The following is a 19376-nucleotide window of genomic DNA, read 5'->3' as shown; positions in this document are numbered from 1 at the left end:
GCCTCAATAGAACAAATAATGAGCGAAATTAATAGCAATGCTCCTGAGCACCACAGAACCATCAATAACATCTAGCTTACCGCACTCAACAGCATTAAAATATCTTGAATAAAAACATTGTGCAGCGATTGCTAAACAAATATCAATATCTCAGGGACAACAATGATCAAGCCAATACGAGCAATTCTCAACACCAAGCGGAAAAATAAACGCTTAATTAGTATTGGTTACGACATCTTTGCAATAGCAATGTCTATTTATCTTGCTATTGCTTTAAGGCTAGGTACATATACATTTGAGCTAGGGCTAGACGAGTGGGTCACATTACTTTTGACAATTTCAGTCACGGTATTCACCTTCGCCAAACTTGGCATGTACCGAGCAGTACTACGCTATATGATGTTTCCTGCCGTCGGTAACATCTTCCTTGCGGTATTTATCTCATCTCTAACCTTAGTTATGAGCGGATTCTTTTTTCATACCTTTATCCCTAGAAGTGTCCCGTTTATCTATGCAGGGCTAGCAATACTGACCTTAGGTGGACCAAGGATAATGATCCGCTCTGCCTATGATCAGATGATCAAACGCAAAAAACCCAATGTATTTATCTACGGTGCCGGGGCTACAGGTCGCGATTTAACGTATGCCCTAATTCAGGGAGACGAATACAACCCAGTAGTATTACTTGATGATGATCCAACAAAATCGGGGCAAATATTATTTGGGCTTAAGGTCCACCACCCAAGTGAATTTGAACACCTCCAATCACTTTATCAACCCGTGAAACTACTTTTAGCCATAAATGGGATCAATAAAGGCGAACGACTCAGACTAGTGGAAAAATTGTCACACTGGCCGATCGCAGTTCAATCAGTGCCATCAGTAGAAGATATAGCTGCGGGTAAAGCGACAGCAACTGAAGTGAAAGATCTTGATGTTGCAGATCTACTTGGTAGAGCCGCGGTTGACCCAGACAAGGCGCTGCTAGCGCAAAACATTTACAATAAGAATGTTATGGTTACTGGCGCTGGTGGCTCCATCGGCTCTGAGTTATGTCGACAAATTATGTCACAAAAACCCAAAACACTCGTTCTATTTGAGCTCAATGAATACAACCTTTACAAAATCGACCAGGAGCTCAATTCAACAAAGATAAACTTAAAAAGCGAAACTCGAATCGTTGCAGCTCTTGGCTCCGTTCAGAGACAAAACCGCTTAGAAAAACTGATGACAGCGCATGGAGTTGAAACTGTTTACCATACTGCAGCCTATAAACATGTTCCGTTAGTTGAAGATAACATCGTTGAGGGTGTTCGCAACAACGTTTTCGGCACGCTTGCCTGCGCTGAAGCTGCGATCCAAACAGGGGTAAAAAACTTCACTCTAATCTCAACAGATAAAGCAGTGAGACCAACTAACGTAATGGGGGCAACCAAGCGCATGGCTGAGTTGGTTCTTCAAGCGTTGGCAGATAAGCAAAACACCACCAATTTCACAATGGTACGCTTTGGTAATGTTTTGGGCTCTTCAGGGTCTGTTGTTCCACTGTTTAAAAAGCAAATAAAATGTGGCGGCCCTGTAACCGTCACTCATCCAGATATCATTCGCTACTTTATGCTTATACCTGAGGCAGCTCAGCTGGTTATCCAAGCTGGCGCCATGGGTCACAACGGACAAGTATTTGTTCTTGATATGGGGGAACCCGTCAAGATTCTAGACCTTGCAAAACGCATGATTCATTTGATGGGTATGCAAGAGCATGTCGACGGGGATTCTCAAGAAGGCGATATATCTATAAAGTTCACCGGATTACGCCCAGGAGAAAAGCTTTATGAAGAGCTTTTGATTGGAGATAATGTGGAGGGAAGCGGCCATCAAAAAATCATGACGGCCAAAGAGCAGATGCTACATTGGAATGAGATGCAACCTCTTTTGGAACAACTCGACGGGTGTTGCCATAACTTTGATGAAGAATGCATTATGACAATTCTATTAGATTCCCCAACTGGGTATCAGCCACAAAAACAAGAGAGTACAAAACTGTGACTTTATTTATCTCAGTAGTAAACCATAATCATGATGAGATGATTTGTGGCAACTCAACCTTGAAAGATTTGGCGTTGGAACATCAAGTCATTTTAAAATCGAACACCCAAGCCTCTACTTCGTTAAAGAAGTACTGTGAAGAAAATCAAATTCATCTAATTCAAGGAACCAATAGAAAAGGATTTGGAGCTAACAACAATGAAGTATTTCGATATGCCGAAAAAAAGTTAGGCATGAAAAATAATGATTATTTCCTAGTATTAAATCCAGATGTAGAAATTGATGCATTCACAATATTTGAGCTATTAAAAAGAGTTAAGAAAGATAATAGTCTAATTTCTACCATTAACTTATATCGAGATAGAGAAATGACCATTTATGATAACTCTATTCGTCGATTCCCATCACTACTCAATCCAATTAAAACGTTATTCGGTATGAAAAGAACCGATCATTATGATAAGTCTAAAATTAGTACTTCTCTTCATGTTGATTGGGCTGCAGGGTCATTTTTACTATTCGAGTTTTCAGTTTATGAACAGTTAAATGGGTTTGATGAAAAATATTTCATGTACTTTGAAGATGCTGACATATGCAGAAGAGCTAGCATGAAAGATATATTAATTACCTATTATCCTTACTATAAAGCTATACATGATGCACAGTTTAACAATAGAAGTATTTTTACAAAGACCTTCATATATTATGCACACAGTAACTTTCGGTATTTTATTACCTCTATATTAGAACGAAAATAAAGCACTTAAAACATTCTTATTTATTATTAATTAAACTATATCCTTTCAACTCGAGTTAAGTAACAACTCCACTGAAACCATCAAAAATTGTATATGAGAAAGGCTCAATAGTTCGTTACGCGATTTCAACCTTTATAGGTCTGTAACCCAAATTCAGACGGTTATGAACTGATGCACGATCTTCTCGCTCACTATCGTACATCAGATCAAATTATTGTTACTTATTTAGAACTAGCGTTACATAGCATGATCCTGATTTACGCAGAATCAAGCATCTTCTATTATAATCTCAGATATAGTGATGTTTAAGAAGTGAGAACTTAATATACTAGGCCTCACTTAAACATCCTCATGAACTTTTCCAGTGATTATATTGAAAAATTTATACCTTATATATTTTCTTTACTTCTATACTGCTCACAAGATTTTCTGGCCCTTTCTTTAGCAACTAAATATGCTTGGTGTAATTGTGAGTGACGACCTTCTCTAATATTAGGGTCTGCAGGAGTTCTAAATAAAGATGTCGTTTTCGGTACGTAAGCAAATTTATTTTCATACCCGTATCTTAACCATAAGTTCCAATCTTCCAAGTTGTCCATATCTTCTTCAAACCCACCTCGATCTATATAAAGCTGACGTTGAAATAGGATTGATTGAATAGGAATGAAGTTATGGTCTTCCAAAACAGCATAGTCAAATTCTTGCTTAAATGATTCTGGAGTATCGAAAAATTCTTCTCTGTATTCACCCTGTGCATTTAACTGTTTAGTCCAAACCTCCATTGCTAGAGAATAAGCTGCAACAGTTTGATTATCATTTTCAATAGCAGATACAAGAACTTCTACATGATCAGCGAAAAGTAAATCATCATCATCTAAAAAGACACAATATTTTCCTTTTGCTTTCTCAAGACCATAATTCCCAGTTACAGAACGACCAACCTTTTCCAGGTGGTAATAGGAAATATCAAAATTAGAAAGTGACGCTATAGATTGTACAAGATCATGGTGAGTATCACCTCCATCTTCCACTACGACAATTTCAACACAAGGGTAAGTCTGATTACATATGGAAATTAATGCTTGCCTTAAATATTCAGCCCTCCCCTTATAAGTTCGAACAATAACCGTTACTAATGGAGATTTTGAAATCTCCGTTCCCACCGGCCAAAATGCACCTTCCCTTATCATTTCATAGTCAAACATTCTAAATGGGAAAAAGACTGACTCACTTAGTCCTTTACCAGTGCGAAAGTGCTGCCCTTCTCTAATGAACTTAAGCAAGTTTCTTGCAACATCTTTACGAGCAGAGGGATAGGGAGCGGGTCTGCTCAAAAGCCCAAACTGCAAAATAATAATAACTGCTTTATCAAACCATTTTCCGTACCTCAACCTTAAGTTGAAATTAGCGAGAGTGCTGCCTCTATACTGTAATGGTTTAACTTGGCTTTCATGCTCATAAGTATGATGAAAAACCAGTGCTTTAGGACAATATTTCAAGTGGTAGCCGAATGACCTAAATCTATATGATAGCTCTACATCTTCACCATACATGAAGATTTTGTCGTCATAACCTTTTACCTTTTGGTACGCTTCCCTCTGCACAAGAATACAAGCATGAGATGACCAATTAGTTTCTAATGTAACAGGATCATAATATTTAGGGTGTTCATACGGAGCCTGTCGCAACTCCCAGCAAGCAACGTCACTTGAAATATCACTTGTTGCTGCCTGCACTACCGTTTTTAATGCATCACGAGTGAAAGTTAAATCTATATTACTGATCAGGATTAATGACTCATCGCTAGCATTGATAGCAGTATCATGCCCCGCACCAAATCCGATATTGTCGCCCCTAATAATAGAAAAGCATTTGAATTTTTCACCTATTTTATTTTTGTATTCTTCTAGAGCGTTAACCGTATTATCAGATGAACCATTATCGACTAAAACTAAGTTCAATTTATCTAGTGGGTAAGATTGTTGTAATAAAGATTTAAAAAAATCATCAATCCACTTCTCACTATTATAAGTAACAATTGACACTGCGATCACAGGTAGTTCACTAGTCACTAGTTTAGGTAATTGATACAATGCTCGACGATTTGATAATGATTGAAGTGCTGCAATATTATCGTTAGAATTGAAAATGTTTTTTGAAAAATTAACTAATCGTTGCTTTATAAATCTCAATCTTGAAACGACAGGAGATAAAATAGGAAAGCGGTGATATATTTTCCTTAAAGCAAAGCTAGGGTCTAAAATTAACATTCTAAAGAATCGCAACGGACGAGTGATACGCCATGAAATAGACTTTATTATTAAATCATAACTTTCAGTTAGTTTTCTACTGACGTTCTTTTCTTTTTCAACTTCTAAATTTAAATAATCAACACCTTCTTTAAGTTCACTGTTGTTAGTTTCAAGATAGGATATATAGGCTTGTTGCCTGTTGACTTCACACTCTGTAATGAAATCTTTTCGAGTCCCTTTTTTAGCATCCCTTTTGCTCTCAATCAAACGAGTGAAATGAGCAGATGGTTGTAAGAAAGCATCGCTATCTAAAAAATAAGTTTCATAAATAAAGTTAATTACATCTGCACGATGTTGACGGCTGATATCTAATACTGTTTTATTCATTTCCCATATTTTTGGTAACATCGAAGGAGAATCTACATCGATGGTGATACCTAACCCGCTATAGGGCGACTTACCTAAGACATACACCGTTTTTCCTGCAAGGGCTGCCTCAAAACCAGCGGATGAATTAATGGTGAATACAGCAGCAGCATTTGCAATCAAAGATGTTGTATCTGCATGTTTATCCTCAACAACAACATCTTCATTTAAAATTGGACTTTTATCCAATGGGTGAGGTTTAACGATTACTTTATAATTCGAATTAGCTAAAGCTGAAGATATACAGTCAACGTATTCTTGCATCGATTCAAAGGGGCTTCCCAGAATAATATTAGAATCATCATTTACTTGTAGCAAAATCAAAACACTATCAAATTTTCTTTCTTTTGTAGATTGGTAATTATTTTCTAATATATGTAATCTATCATAATTGACGTAGTCACTACTTTGAGGTTTTAACTTAGATTTATATTCTCTGAATTCGTCAATTAACCCGGCCGTAGTATTAACACCTTTCGGATCAGAGTAATAAGCCATAGGGTTCGGCGGACGAAGAAGTCCTAATTCATTAAATAGAATAGGTAAACATAACCCCTCACAGACCCCTTTCAATATTCCATCGTAGTTCCAACAAAAAACCAACGATGGGTCAACATCAGACATGAGTTTATTTAGAAATGAATTATGGTATGGGAGTTCTTTTCCGGTGAGAATTTTAGTCCAATCATCCAACCAATCTGCACTGACATGATCTTGGTAACTCATCCCGTAAGTTTTAGGACTCACTAAGTCAAATGGAAAATCAGGGTATTCTTCAACCAATTGCTCTGTGCCAACTAAAACACAACGCCAACCCATAGCAGAAAATTTTTCCATTAATGGCTTATATACATCAACAATACTGCTAAATAGTGTTGGTTGCTCTCTAATTACAAGAGGCAATGTATAAAAAACAACTGTTTTGTATTTCCTTTCAGAAATATATTGGGCGGGATTACCAGCAGCAATACAAACACTACCTATGTCAAATTTAACAACAGCATTAGCTGCAATAATCGAACTTTCACCAATACTTACACCGGCAAGTATTGAACAACCGGAGCCAATCCACACATCATTACCGATTTCAACTTCACTTACTTGCATCCCTTGATCTTTAATTTTTTTAGTAAGAGTATGACGATGTGAAGTAGAAGTGATAGAGACATTCGGACCAATTAATACGTCCTTTCCTATCGTTACTTTTCCGCTAGCATTGATCCAAGTATGGCTATTAATAACAGTTCCACTTTTTATATGGATATAACCACCATCACCACACTCAATAACCACAAAGTCTCTGATTTCAACGCCATCATCGATTATACAGACGCCAGCATCAGCCACTTTGAACTTAACACTATCTGAAATATCTGAGTTTCCAACCTGAATCATAAATTACTTAACCTTCATTATTTCTACACGTGAAGGGCAATATGCGACCCCAACCACTTCTCTACCGCCAGTAACAATTATCTTACGTAAGGGCCAACGCTGATCGAGTTCAACTCTTTCTCCATCTAAGCTAGCAACCCCGATATACAAGAAATATTCACCACTAGGAATGTTCAAAGGAAATGTAAAGTCAATATTATATTGACCATTTTCAAGGTCTAAATTTCCTTTTGCTAATAAGGTATTATCGCCGGCAACATCCACACCCTTAGCATTTCTTAACGAAAAGCCAATAACGACCGATTTTTGTGCCACACTTGAATCTAAATAACAACGTAACAGAACATCACTCCCGGGTTTAAAGTGTGTCTCTTTTTGTCCATTTTCGTTGTAAAATTCAACGGCGACTATTTTAGTCGTACCTGAACCAAACCTTACTTCTTTTATATCACCAAGCTCATCGTCGTAAGATTTATCTTTAACTTTTTCTTCTTGCCCTTCTAAATCAAAATCTTCACCTAAGTTTCTGATTTTCTTTTCATAATTTTTAGCCGAAGAAATAACATCATCACTGTATTCAATTAATTCTCCGTTTTGCATTATCATTACCGATTGGCAAAATCGAATAATAGATTGAGTATCATGCGATACAAATAAAATGGTAATGCCTCTCTTTTGCAATTCTTGCATTTTGAGCATGCACTTCAGTTGAAAACCTGCATCTCCAACACTCAGTGCTTCGTCTATCATCAACACATCTGGTTCAACATTGATAGCAACGGAAAAAGCCAATCGTGCGAACATTCCGCTACTATATAAACGAACGGGTTGATGAATAAAATCACCAATGTCTGCAAAATTTAAAATACCATCTAGTTTTTCAGTCACTTCATCTTTCGAAAAACCGAGCAATGTTCCTTGAAAGTATATATTTTCCAACCCCGTATATTCAGGATTAAAACCAGCACCGAGCTCCAATAATGAAGAGATTCGGCCGTTAACATTCACAGATCCCGACGAAGGTGTTAATACACCCGTTAATATCTTTAATAGTGTGCTTTTACCCGCACCATTCTTGCCAAGAATACCAACTGTACGCCCTTGGGGGATTTTAAAACTGACATTTGACAGTGCATGGAATTCTTTATGCCTGGAGGTTGATGTCAGCGAAACAGCTTCCAAAAACCTGTCCAATGGGCGATGATATAGTTTATATACTTTATTTAAATTCGATACTTCAATCATATTACTAATCATCACAATACATCCGCAAAATGTGGTCGTAGGCGTTTAAAAATGACCATAGATAAAAACAACAAAACTAAAAGGCCGCCCCAAAAGATCATTAGTTCTTGAGGTTTCTCCCAGAACCATACTTGCTTGATCATTGAATCTCGAAAGCCTTCAACAATGTAATAAAACGGGTTAAGTTTTAGTATATTGGCGGCACTTCCATTAATAGTATCTATATTCCAAAATACAGGGGTTAACCAGAAACCAAATTGAACAAGCATCGCTACAATTTGAGTTAAATCAGAGAAAAAAACAACTATCGAGCTAGTCAACCAAGCTAAGGCTAGTAGAAGCAAAGATACACATGCAATATAATAAAATAGTTGTAGCCAGTATATATTTGGCTTGAAACCATAAAATACATACAATCCGCACAGAATAGCAACGAAGAAGGAATGAACAATAAGTGCTGAGCCTATTTTCACAACGGGTAATAACGAAACTTTAAATACTATCTTTTTAACTAAAAAGCTATTATCTGTAATTGAAGAACACCCACTACTCAGCCCTTCCACTATAAAGAACCATGGTACAAGTCCACAAATAAGCCATAGAAAAAAAGGTACTTCACTTTGAGGTGCCGCTTTAAAACCAAATGTAAAAACCAACCACAATGTTAATGCTGTGGCGCAAGGTTGTATAAATGCCCATAAAAACCCTAAGTAATTAGTCAAATACCTAGATTTTAAATCATTAGATATTAAATTTATGAGTATGCGTCTATCTTTTAAAAGAGATATTATGAAGTTCATTCGAGCCTCTAGTTAGAACCATTAACATTTTTCTTATTAATAACTTGATCTTAATCTTAATCTTAATCTTAATCAAACAGTACAATAAGATAACCACTTATAATAAAAAACACTAATTCCAAGCCCTCCAAATGAATCTAAATTAAGAAACCCATGACTTTTTTACAGTAAAAATCGAAAGAATTCGCATATAAAGCCATAAATACAGTAACTAGCCGTAATAAATTTAGATTATTATCTCAATAACTCACGAATTATACCAAAATATGAATTTTATTATTTTTTGTATCTGTTTAATTGAATGTAAATGCACTTTCTAAATCTAAGCCAATTTTATCTTTTGCAGACAAAATTGGCTCTCCTAATATAGGCCACTGAATATTTAAAGTTGAATCATCCCACTTGATAGATATTTCAGCATTAGGGTTATAATAATCCGTACACTTATAAACAAACTCCGCATCATCACTCGTCACATAAAAACCATGCGCAAACCCTTCAGGCACCCACAACTGTCGTTTGTTTTCAGCAGATAAATATTCTCCTACCCATTGACCAAACGTTGGTGAGCCTTTTCGAATATCAACGGCAACATCAAACACTTCGCCAGAAACCACGCGTACCAGTTTTCCTTGAGTGTTTTCTGTTTGGTAGTGCAAGCCACGTAAGATTCCTTTCTTAGACTTAGAGTGATTATCTTGTACAAATTGAGTCGGCTTTCCCGTTACTAGCTCTTCAAATTGCTTTTGATTCCAGGTTTCCATAAAGAAACCACGCTCATCACCAAATACACTTGGTTCTATGATTTTTACATCAGGGATACGGGTATCAATTACTTTCATTTTATTATCCTGCATACGCTTGAAGATTGTTTAATGCCGCCTTCCAATCACTCACTTCAACAGAGAAACCTTGAATGATTTTCTCATTGCTCAATCGAGAGTTACTTGGACGCTTTGCAGGGGTTGGGTATTGGTCGGTGGTGATGCTCGTTAAGCTCGGCTTCTTCGCTAGCACTCCTTGCTCAACCGCTACATCAAAAATAGTATCAGCAAAGTCAAACCAACTGACATGAGGTAAACCCGAGTAATGGTAAACACCGTACTCAACAGCATTACCTTGATTAATGCGTTTCGCTATTTGAATCAATGCACCCGCAATATCGCCCGCATAAGTCGGCCCGCCAAACTGGTCACCGACAATACTCAATGCGTCTCTGTTTTCACCTAAACGCAGCATGGTTTTGACGAAGTTATTGCCATTCTCACCAAATACCCATGCAGTACGCAGGATAATGTGTTTATCACACGCTTGTGCCACGGCGATTTCACCGGCGAGCTTACTTTCACCGTAAACGCCTTGCGGGTTTGTCGCATCCGTTTCCACATACTCACCGGCTTTATTGCCTTCAAACACATAATCGGTCGAGATATGCAAAATGGCCGCACCAACACTTTGTGCGGCTTGGGCAAGGTATATGGGACCATCACGGTTTATCGCGAAAGAAAGATCAACTTCCTCTTCAGCCTTATCAACCGCTGTATGTGCCGCCGCATTAATAATGATGCTCGGCTTAAACTCAGCAACCGCTGCATTGACAGCATCTTGATTGGTGATATCAAGATGCTCTCTATCAAGCGCTAACACTTCCGTATTCTCATGGCTCGCTAACTGCTCAGTTAGACTCGAGCCCACTTGACCATGACAACCGGTAATTAAAATACGCATTAGCTTGTTGCCTTTTTCTGAGTTTCAGTCACTAAACGCGTCAAATACTGACCGTATTCGTTTTTCATCATCGGCTTAGCGAGCGTCAATACCTGCTCATCACTCAGCCATCCGTTGCGCCATGCGATTTCTTCTAGACACGCGACTTTTAAGCCTTGAACATTCTCAATCGTTTGCACGAAAGAAGAGGCTTCATGCAGACTTTCGTGTGTGCCAGTATCTAACCACGCAAAACCACGACCGAGCAGCTCTACATTTAACGAGCCATCATTTAAGTACATTTCATTGAGTGTCGTAATTTCTAGTTCGCCACGATGAGATGGCTTCACTTGCTTCGCCATTTCAACCACTCGATTATCGTAGAAATACAAACCTGTAACGGCATAATTAGATTTGGGGGTTTCTGGTTTTTCTTCAATCGAAATAGCTTTCATATCTTCATCAAATTCAACCACACCAAAACGATCTGGATCTTTCACTTGGTAGCCAAACACAGTAGCACCCGATTCTCTTGAAGCAGCACTTTGTAGTGTTTTTGAAAAAGACTGACCATAGAAGATGTTGTCACCCAAAACTAAACACACGCTGTCATCACCAATAAACTCTTCACCGATGATAAACGCTTGCGCTAGGCCATCAGGACTTGGTTGAATTGCATACTCAAGATTAATACCGAAATCAGAGCCATCTCCAAGCAAACGCTGAAAGCCAGCGTTATCTTCAGGTGTCGTGATGATCAAAATATCTTTAATACCAGCAAGCATTAATGTCGATATTGGATAGAACACCATTGGCTTGTCATAAATCGGCAAGAGTTGTTTCGAAACACCACGTGTAAGTGGGTATAGACGAGTACCAGAGCCACCAGCTAATACGATACCTTTCATTACTTCATATCTCCTGCTACTACACCTAGGCGCTCACGTTGGTAACTACCATCTTGCACATTTTGACACCACTTGGCATTGTCTAGGTACCATTGAACTGTCTTACGAAGACCTGTCTCAAACGTCTCCTCTGGCGTCCAACCCAATTCACGTTGCATCTTAGATGAGTCAATGGCATAACGACGGTCATGACCAGGACGATCTTGAACGTACGTGATTTGTTCTGCATACGCAGAACCCTTTGGTACTAACGTATCTAGAATGTCACAAATCGTCTTCACGACTTCGAGGTTTTTCTTTTCGTTGTGACCACCGATGTTGTAGGTCTCGCCTACTTTACCTTCGGTCACTACTTTGTAGAGTGCTCGCGCATGGTCTTCTACAAATAGCCAGTCACGGATTTGATCGCCTTTACCGTAAATAGGTAACTCTTTACCTTCTAGCGCATTAAGGATAACCAATGGGATCAATTTTTCAGGAAAATGATAAGGGCCATAGTTATTTGAACAGTTGGTTACGATGGTTGGAAGGCCGTAAGTACGTAACCATGCACGCACAAGGTGATCGCTCGATGCTTTTGACGCCGAGTATGGACTTGATGGCTCATACGAGGTTGTTTCTAAAAACATCGGCAGGTCAGTGCCTTCAGGAACCTCATCTGGATGCGGAAGATCACCGTAAACTTCATCGGTCGAGATGTGATGAAAACGAAACTCCAGTTTTGCACTGCCTTCAAGCGCATTCCAGTATTCGCGAGTCGCTTCTAGCAACGTGTATGTTCCGACAATGTTCGTTTCAATAAACGCGGCAGGGCCTGTAATTGAACGGTCAACATGCGACTCTGCCGCAAGATGCATCACTGCGTCTGGCTTGTGTTCAATAAAAACACGGTCAAGCTCTACTCGATTGCAAATATCGACTTGCTCAAATGCATAACGTTCAGACGAATCCACTTCGATAAGAGATTCTAAGTTACCTGCGTAAGTGAGCTTATCAACGTTGATCACGCTGTCAGAAGTATTATTTATAATATGACGTATAACTGCTGAACCGATAAAACCAGCGCCACCGGTGACTAATATTTTCACAAAAACTCCTAAAATAAAACTTGAAAATCATAGACCTAACAGGTAATAGTGAACTCCATCAGGTACGCTACCGCCCTTCGGTAACAAAGCGACAACCAAACTACGCATTAAAATTTAAAAATGTAAATATCCCTATTATCTATGTAACAGTGGATATAATCAAAAAAAATCAGGTGGTCGGTATGAGGTAGTTAGTACTATGTGCACCAAATCCAAAACCTCGCTATACTCCTGACCTAGAGTTTTTCGCCCAATAACGAATAAGAGTTCAAGATATGCAAGAGTTAGTTCCATTTGTTCAAGAGAATATGATTTTAGCCATCGTATGGATCGGCTTGGTTGTTGCCATCATTGCGAACGTTATCAAGACATCAAACGCAGCTTATAAAGAGATCACGGCAGCGCAAACCACACACATGATTAACCGTGAAAATGGTGTTGTGGTTGATATTCGTACTAAGGATGAGTTCAAAAAGGGCCATATTACGGACGCAGTTCACATTTTGCCGTCAGACATCAAAGCAAATAGCTTTGGTAGCCTTGAAAGCCACAAAGCAGACCCAATCATCGTAGTATGCAAGACTGGTCAAACCGCTCAAGAAAGCGCGAACTTGCTGGTTAAAGCAGGTTTTGAAAACGTAAGCGTGCTGAAAAGCGGCTTAGTGGCTTGGAGCGAAGCTAACCTTCCTTTGGTTAAAGGTAAAAAATAAGCTGACCGAGTAAAACGATATTACTTTAGGGCTTTGTTCGACTGATATGATGAACAGAGCCTAATTATAAATTTTTAAGGACAAGAAAATGGCTGAAGCAGCACAACAAGACGCACAACAGAACTTCGCAATCCAACGTATTTTCCTAAAAGACGTCTCTTTCGAAGCGCCAAACTCTCCAGATATGTTTCAAAAAGAGTGGAACCCAGATGTAAAACTGGACCTAGACACTCAAAGCCGTGAGCTTGGCGAAGGCGTTTACGAAGTTATCCTACGTCTAACTGTTACTGTTAAGAATGCAGAAGACACAGCGTTCCTTTGTGAAGTTCAACAAGGCGGTATTTTCTCTGCAAGCGAAATGGAAGCTGGCCAACTGGCACATTGCCTAGGTGCATTCTGCCCGAACATCCTGTTCCCATACGCGCGTGAAACGATTTCTAGCCTAGTGGTTAAAGGTACGTTCCCACAACTGAACCTAGCTCCAGTAAACTTTGATGCTTTGTTCATGAACTACCTACAAAACCAAGCTCAACAAGCTGAAGGCGAACAGGCTTAAGTCTCACAGTAGAACTTAACTCTAACGTTTCAAGCGCTAGTTCGCTTTTAAATGCACATCGTAACTTCTGCGATGTGCATTTTTTCTTTACACTGTACTAAGATTGAAAGCTGTTCTTATTTTAGTGGATAGCTTTTTCAAAACTCTTCGATTTCCCTCATTATTTTTAGGTGGAAGCATGACAGAAACAACTCGCCCGACTAATACGGCAGACGCTTACGGTAAAGACAGCGCTTACGGCAAAGAGATCGCCATGACTGTCATTGGTGCAGGTTCTTACGGAACCTCTTTAGCTATCTCTCTAGCGCGTAACGGTGCAAACGTTGTTCTTTGGGGGCATGACCCTGCTCATATGGCTCGCCTTGAATCTGAGCGCGCTAATAATGAGTTTCTACCAAATCTAGAATTCCCAGAAAGCCTGATCATTGAATCAGACTTAGAAAAAGCAGTGACTTCAAGCCGAGACCTTTTACTTGTAGTCCCGAGCCACGTATTTGGCGTTGTGCTTAATAGCGTTAAACCTTACTTAGCCTCAGACTCTCGCATCTGTTGGGCGACCAAAGGCTTAGAGCCAGAGACAGGACGCCTGCTTAAAGATGTCGCGCACGATGTGCTGGGTGATGGCTACTCTTTAGCGGTTCTATCCGGGCCGACCTTCGCCAAAGAGTTAGCGATGGGCATGCCAACGGCTATCTCTGTCGCTTCACCTGATGAAGTTTTCCTTGAAGAGCTCCAAGAAAAAATCCACTGCGGCAAAACATTCCGCGTGTATGCAAACTCAGATTTCATTGGTATGCAACTTGGCGGCGCAGTGAAGAATGTTATCGCAATTGGCGCAGGCATGTCGGATGGTATTGGCTTTGGTGCCAATGCACGTACCGCACTTATCACTCGCGGCTTAGCTGAAATGAGTCGCTTGGGCGCAGCACTTGGTGCCCAGCCAGAAACCTTCATGGGCATGGCTGGATTAGGCGACCTAGTACTAACCTGTACTGATAACCAATCACGCAACCGTCGCTTTGGTTTGGCACTTGGCGCAGGCAAAGATGTAGATACCGCACAAGAAGAAATTGGCCAAGTCGTTGAAGGTTATCGCAACACCAAAGAAGTTTGGTTATTATCAGAACGCATGGGCGTTGAGATGCCAATCGTTGAACAAATTTATCAAGTGCTGTATCAAGGGAAAGACGCACACTTAGCAGCACAAGATTTGCTTGCTCGAGACAAGAAGTCAGAGCGATAACATCGCGTATTCAGTCGTGGGATAAAATAGATAAGATGGATGGTAAAATGAAACACTGTGAACAACAAAAAGTTTGGCAATGCATTGTGAAGGAAGCTCGACAGCAGTCGGAGCAAGAACCTATGCTTGCGAGTTTTTACCATGCCACCATTATCAACCACGAAAGCTTAGGTGCTGCGCTTAGCTACATCCTAGCAAATAAGCTAAAAACAGCATCAATGCCAGCAATGGCGGTGCGTGAAGTGGTTGAACAAGCGTTTAAGCAGGACCAATCGATTATTGATGCTGCCGCTTGTGATATCTGCGCGACGGTAAATCGAGATCCTGCGGTCGAGATGTACTCGATGCCTCTGCTTTATCTGAAAGGCTACCATGCTCTACAAGGCTACCGAGTGGCTAACTGGCTATGGAAACAAGGTCGTATTGCGCTTGCCACTTACCTACAGAACCAAATCTCGGTTGCTTGCCAAGTTGATATTCACCCTGCAGCTCGTATCGGTAAAGCTATCATGCTCGACCATGCTACAGGCATTGTGATTGGTGAAACAGCGGTAGTTGAAAATGATGTATCGATTCTTCAAGACGTGACCTTGGGTGGTACGGGTAAAGAAGGTGGCGATCGTCACCCTAAAATCCGTGAAGGCGTGATGATTGGCGCTGGCGCTAAAATACTAGGTAACATTGAGGTGGGTGAAGGCGCGAAGATTGGTTCTTGTTCTGTAGTTCTACAAGCCGTACCGCCTCATACAACAGTCGCTGGCGTTCCTGCAAAAATTGTCGGAAAACCTAAAACAGACAAGCCATCTTTAGATATGGACCAAGGGTTCAATGGTCGCTCTCAGAACTTCATCCATGGTGATGGGATTTAAGAGCAGGTTCGGGATTCAACGAATAACCGATAGCCGAGATGCGAAAAGATTTAAAAGCAGCTGTTGATCATGAATAAGAGCAAAATGACGATAATGATGAAACAAATTCGAGCCATTAACCGGACTCTTTTGATATCTGCCAGCCTTGGTGTTGCTCTTTTATCTACATCGTCATTTGCCGCCTCTCAGGGGGAACTGAAAGGCGTAACGAGTGAAATATCTCGCCAACAAAAAAACCTATCCTCACAGCAGAAAAAGCTCGATAGCCTGCAAGCAAGCCTCAAGAAACAAGAGCTATCCATCGCTTCGCTTGAAAAAGCGATACTCGATAGTAAAAAGCAGCTCAATACGGCCAATGCAAATCTTGCTAACTTAGACGCTAAGATTAAAGCGCTTACTGCTCAGAAAAAAGTCCATACCGATAAGTTAGAGCAACTGATTCAGACTTACTACATGACAAGTCGAGCTAAAGCGTCTTCTCACATCCTCAACACCGGTGTAGAAGAAGATCGCATCAGTCACTATTACCAGCACCTTGCCAAAGCTCGCTCCGCAACAATCAACACGATTGAACAGACGCAACTTGAACTAGAAGAGAGCCATAAACAGCGTCAACTCGAGCAAGAACAGATAGCAATACTACTAAAACAACAAACCACCAAGCGCGATACGTTAGCCAAAACCCAAACACAACGTAAGAAAACCGTCGGTAGTATTAAGAAGAATATTTCTGGCGACAAAAATTACTTAGCAGAGCTTCAGCGCAATGAAACTCGCCTAAAAGCTGAAATAGCGAAAGCAGAAAAAGCGGCTCGAGAAAGACGTAATGCCGTCCCTATGGATGGGTTAGCCAAACGCAAAGGTAAACTGCCTTGGCCAATCAAAGACAAAGTTCTGCATAACTACGGCTCACGCCAAACGGGTCAAATTAACTGGAAAGGCATGGTTATCAACGCCAAGTACGGTCAGCAGGTAAAATCGGTTTACTCTGGCACGGTGGTATTTGCAGAGTATCTGCGAGGTTATGGTTTAGTGGTTCTTCTCGATCATGGTAAAGGCGATATGACGCTTTATGGCTTTAACCAAGCACTTTTAAAGAAGGAAGGTGACAAAGTGAAAGCAGGCGAAGCCATCGCGCTTGCAGGTGACACCGGTGGTCAAACCCGCCCATCACTGTACTTTGAGATTCGCAGAAACAGCCAAGCTCAGAATCCAAAGAGTTGGTTGGTTAGATAAGAGCAGATGCGGGATTCGAGTAAACGAGATGCGAAGAGCTTAAAACCGACACAAGGTCAGAGTAAAACGTGATATGAAAAACGCTAGCCTCGTCGTCGCTCTACCCTGTTTTTCGTTTACTCGTATCTCGCTACTCGAATCTGCTCTTTCCCGATCTTCATTACTCGTATCTTTCTAATTTGAGTTCAACGCCCTTACACCATCTTCTAATAATGTCAGCTGTTCAAAACCTTGCGCGGTCGCAATTGGTTTAACGGTGGCTATCATCTGCAGCATTCCTTGATGAACGACTTGCTCGGTAATTTGGGCTTTTGGAGACATCGCAGACTGATACGCCAACCAACCCGATGCGATCAAGTGAAGAGAAGTCACCATCGACTTCATTTCCGCATCCGTTGCTTTGAGCAAGTTCAACTCAACAAAAGCCCTCATGATATCGACAAGGTTGGTTTGTAATCTTTCTTGCACGGCCATGTAATCAAGGTGGAGTTTTTCATCACGTGACAATATTTCAGGCAGATTCGCATAGAAGAATCGGTACTTCCACATCAGTGTGAAGATAGAATCTAAGTAAGTCTTTAGTAACGTCAGGCTTTCTTGTTGGCCTTGAATCGGTGTGAACCTTTCAAGCAATTCAGCAGAATAAAGAGTAAAGATATCACGGACAATTTCTTGCTTGTTGCGGAAATGGTAGTAGAGGTTACCAGGGCTAATCTCGATATGCTCAGCAATATGATTGGTCGTAATACTACGCTCACCGTGCTCATTAAAAAGCTCTAGAGCAGCGTAAACAATCTTGTCACGTGTTTTCATTATTTATTAGTATCCCTATCCGTTTAGTGGTTCAGTATATCGCCACTAAACAGATAGATCGAGCTGTTAACATCTGGTCTAATTAGCACTAGCTAAAATAGAACCAAATCAATCACTACCAAACAGATCTCGTGTGTAAACCTTGTCTGCTACGTCTGCGATCTCTTCTACCATTCGATTAGAAACAATCACATCGGACACCGCTTTGAACTCAGCAAGATCAGAATAGACTTTCGAGTTAAAGAAGTGCTCTTCTTTCAATACCGGTTCAAACACAACAACTTCGATACCTTTAGCTTTCAAGCGCTTCATGATCCCTTGAATTGAAGAAGCACGGAAGTTGTCCGAGCCTGCCTTCATGATCAAGCGATAGATGCCGACCACTTTAGGAGAACGCTTGATGATTGAATCCGCAATAAAATCTTTGCGGGTACGGTTAGCATCAACAATGGCACCGACAATGTTGTTTGGTACATCTTGGTAGTTCGCTAATAGCTGTTTGGTATCTTTGGGTAAGCAGTAGCCACCGTAGCCAAACGAAGGGTTGTTGTAGTGATTGCCAATTCGAGGATCTAAACCAACGCCTTCAATGATCTGACGTGAGTCCATACCATGCGCTTCCGCGTAAGAATCAAGTTCATTGAAATAAGAAACACGCATCGCGAGATAAGTATTAGAGAATAGTTTTACCGCTTCAGCTTCTGTTGAATTGGTAAACAAAACATCGATATTCTCTTTCTCTGCCCCTTCAACCAGAAGGTTCGCAAACACTTTAGCGCGTTCAGAGCACTCACCCACGATAATTCGTGATGGGTGTAGGTTATCGTATAGGGCTTTGCCTTCACGTAAAAACTCAGGGGAGAACATAATGTTTTTGCAACCTAGCTCCTCTCTGATCTGCGCTGTGTAACCGACTGGTACAGTCGATTTAATCACCATCACAGCATTCGGGTTTATGCCCATTACATCTTTAATAACAGATTCAACGGAGGAAGTGTTGAAATAATTATTTTTAGGGTCATAGTCAGTAGGTGTTGCGATGATAACGAACTCGGCATCTTTGTATGCGGCTTTGTCTGTTGTTGCCTTGAAATTCAAAGTCTTGTTTGACAGAAAGTGCTCAATCTCATTATCAACAATCGGCGACTGCTTGTTGTTCAGCATTGTCACTTTGTCTTCAATAATATCTACCGCTATAACTTCATGGTTTTGTGCCAACAGCATAGCGTTCGACAGACCCACATATCCGGTACCGGCTACTGCAATCTTCATGATAATACCTATAGTTTAGAGTCATTAACTCAACATAATTTTATAACTTAGC

16 protein-coding genes are annotated in these 19376 nt (G+C 40.3%); 7 read left to right on the top strand and 9 right to left on the bottom strand.

Annotation, left to right across the window (positions count from 1 at the left end):
• Nucleotides 1-162 precede the first annotated feature (162 nt).
• Together AB4133_RS19820 and AB4133_RS19815 are read left to right on the top strand one after the other, a co-directional pair.
• Nucleotides 163-2046 carry a polysaccharide biosynthesis protein gene (locus AB4133_RS19820; protein WP_372225481.1) on the top strand — a complete coding sequence of 628 codons (1884 nt, stop codon included), beginning with the start codon at nt 163-165 and terminating at the stop codon, nt 2044-2046.
• Complete coding sequence (locus tag AB4133_RS19815; RefSeq protein WP_372225479.1) at nt 2043-2804, top strand: glycosyltransferase; 762 nt, start codon at nt 2043-2045, stop codon at nt 2802-2804. Before AB4133_RS19820 ends, AB4133_RS19815 begins: the two co-directional genes overlap by 4 nt.
• Nucleotides 2805-3193: 389 nt before the next feature.
• Here AB4133_RS19815 and AB4133_RS19810 read toward each other — a convergent pair whose 3' ends face one another.
• The 7 genes from AB4133_RS19810 to rfbB form a co-directional block, all read right to left on the bottom strand.
• Entirely contained in the window at nt 3194-6877 is a 3684-nt protein-coding gene (locus AB4133_RS19810; protein WP_372225477.1) for a glycosyltransferase, read from the bottom strand.
• A 3-nt stretch (nt 6878-6880) separates the two neighbouring features.
• Nucleotides 6881-8122, bottom strand: coding sequence for an ABC transporter ATP-binding protein (locus AB4133_RS19805; protein ID WP_372225475.1), 1242 nt, complete (start codon nt 8120-8122; stop codon nt 6881-6883).
• Nucleotides 8123-8133: 11 nt separating this feature from the next.
• Nucleotides 8134-8922 (bottom strand): ABC transporter permease, encoded by a 789-nt coding sequence (locus AB4133_RS19800; RefSeq protein ID WP_372225473.1) that lies wholly within the window; start codon nt 8920-8922, stop codon nt 8134-8136.
• A gap of 293 nt (nt 8923-9215) precedes the next feature.
• Entirely contained in the window at nt 9216-9764 is a 549-nt protein-coding gene (gene rfbC, locus AB4133_RS19795; protein ID WP_372225471.1) for a dTDP-4-dehydrorhamnose 3,5-epimerase, read from the bottom strand.
• A gap of 4 nt (nt 9765-9768) precedes the next feature.
• The gene (gene rfbD / locus AB4133_RS19790; protein ID WP_372225469.1) at nt 9769-10650 is read right to left on the bottom strand and encodes a dTDP-4-dehydrorhamnose reductase; all 882 of its coding nucleotides are present in this window, start codon (nt 10648-10650) and stop codon (nt 9769-9771) included.
• Complete coding sequence (rfbA, locus tag AB4133_RS19785) at nt 10650-11537, bottom strand: glucose-1-phosphate thymidylyltransferase RfbA (protein WP_372225467.1); 888 nt, start codon at nt 11535-11537, stop codon at nt 10650-10652. Before rfbA ends, rfbD begins: the two co-directional genes overlap by 1 nt.
• Complete coding sequence (gene rfbB, locus AB4133_RS19780; RefSeq protein WP_372225465.1) at nt 11537-12625, bottom strand: dTDP-glucose 4,6-dehydratase; 1089 nt, start codon at nt 12623-12625, stop codon at nt 11537-11539. The genes rfbA and rfbB overlap by 1 nt, the downstream gene beginning before the upstream one ends.
• 275 nt (nt 12626-12900) lie before the next feature.
• Here rfbB and AB4133_RS19775 point away from each other — a divergent pair, with 275 nt between their 5' ends.
• The 5 genes from AB4133_RS19775 to AB4133_RS19755 all read left to right on the top strand — a co-directional run bounded on the left by AB4133_RS19775 (nt 12901) and on the right by AB4133_RS19755 (nt 17239).
• A complete protein-coding gene (locus AB4133_RS19775) occupies nt 12901-13335 on the top strand; it encodes a rhodanese-like domain-containing protein (RefSeq protein WP_016786319.1) in 435 nt (144 codons plus the stop codon).
• An 88-nt stretch (nt 13336-13423) separates the two neighbouring features.
• Nucleotides 13424-13891 (top strand): protein-export chaperone SecB, encoded by a 468-nt coding sequence (gene secB, locus AB4133_RS19770; RefSeq protein WP_009847959.1) that lies wholly within the window; start codon nt 13424-13426, stop codon nt 13889-13891.
• A gap of 178 nt (nt 13892-14069) precedes the next feature.
• Nucleotides 14070-15134, top strand: a complete 1065-nt coding sequence (gene gpsA / locus AB4133_RS19765; RefSeq protein ID WP_372225463.1) for an NAD(P)H-dependent glycerol-3-phosphate dehydrogenase — start codon at nt 14070-14072, stop codon at nt 15132-15134.
• Between the two features lie 47 nt (nt 15135-15181).
• Nucleotides 15182-16003, top strand: coding sequence for a serine O-acetyltransferase (cysE, locus tag AB4133_RS19760; protein WP_009847961.1), 822 nt, complete (start codon nt 15182-15184; stop codon nt 16001-16003).
• Between the two features lie 84 nt (nt 16004-16087).
• Nucleotides 16088-17239: a murein hydrolase activator EnvC gene (locus tag AB4133_RS19755; protein WP_372225496.1), complete on the top strand. Its 1152-nt coding sequence runs from the start codon at nt 16088-16090 to the stop codon at nt 17237-17239.
• Nucleotides 17240-17413: 174 nt separating this feature from the next.
• On the opposite strand, the gene AB4133_RS19750 is transcribed toward AB4133_RS19755, so the two are convergent.
• Together AB4133_RS19750 and AB4133_RS19745 are read right to left on the bottom strand one after the other, a co-directional pair.
• Complete coding sequence (locus AB4133_RS19750) at nt 17414-18052, bottom strand: TetR/AcrR family transcriptional regulator (RefSeq protein ID WP_372225461.1); 639 nt, start codon at nt 18050-18052, stop codon at nt 17414-17416.
• 108 nt (nt 18053-18160) lie between these two features.
• On the bottom strand, nt 18161-19324 hold the full coding sequence (locus AB4133_RS19745; RefSeq protein WP_372225459.1) for a nucleotide sugar dehydrogenase: 1164 nt from the start codon (nt 19322-19324) through the stop codon (nt 18161-18163).
• Nucleotides 19325-19376: the final 52 nt, after the last annotated feature.

It is taken from the genome of Vibrio sp. 10N.286.52.F8, assembly GCF_041468745.1.
Classification (GTDB): domain Bacteria; phylum Pseudomonadota; class Gammaproteobacteria; order Enterobacterales; family Vibrionaceae; genus Vibrio; species Vibrio crassostreae_C.
Note: the sequence above shows the minus strand (reverse complement) of the source record. Positions and strands in the feature narration are given on the sequence as shown.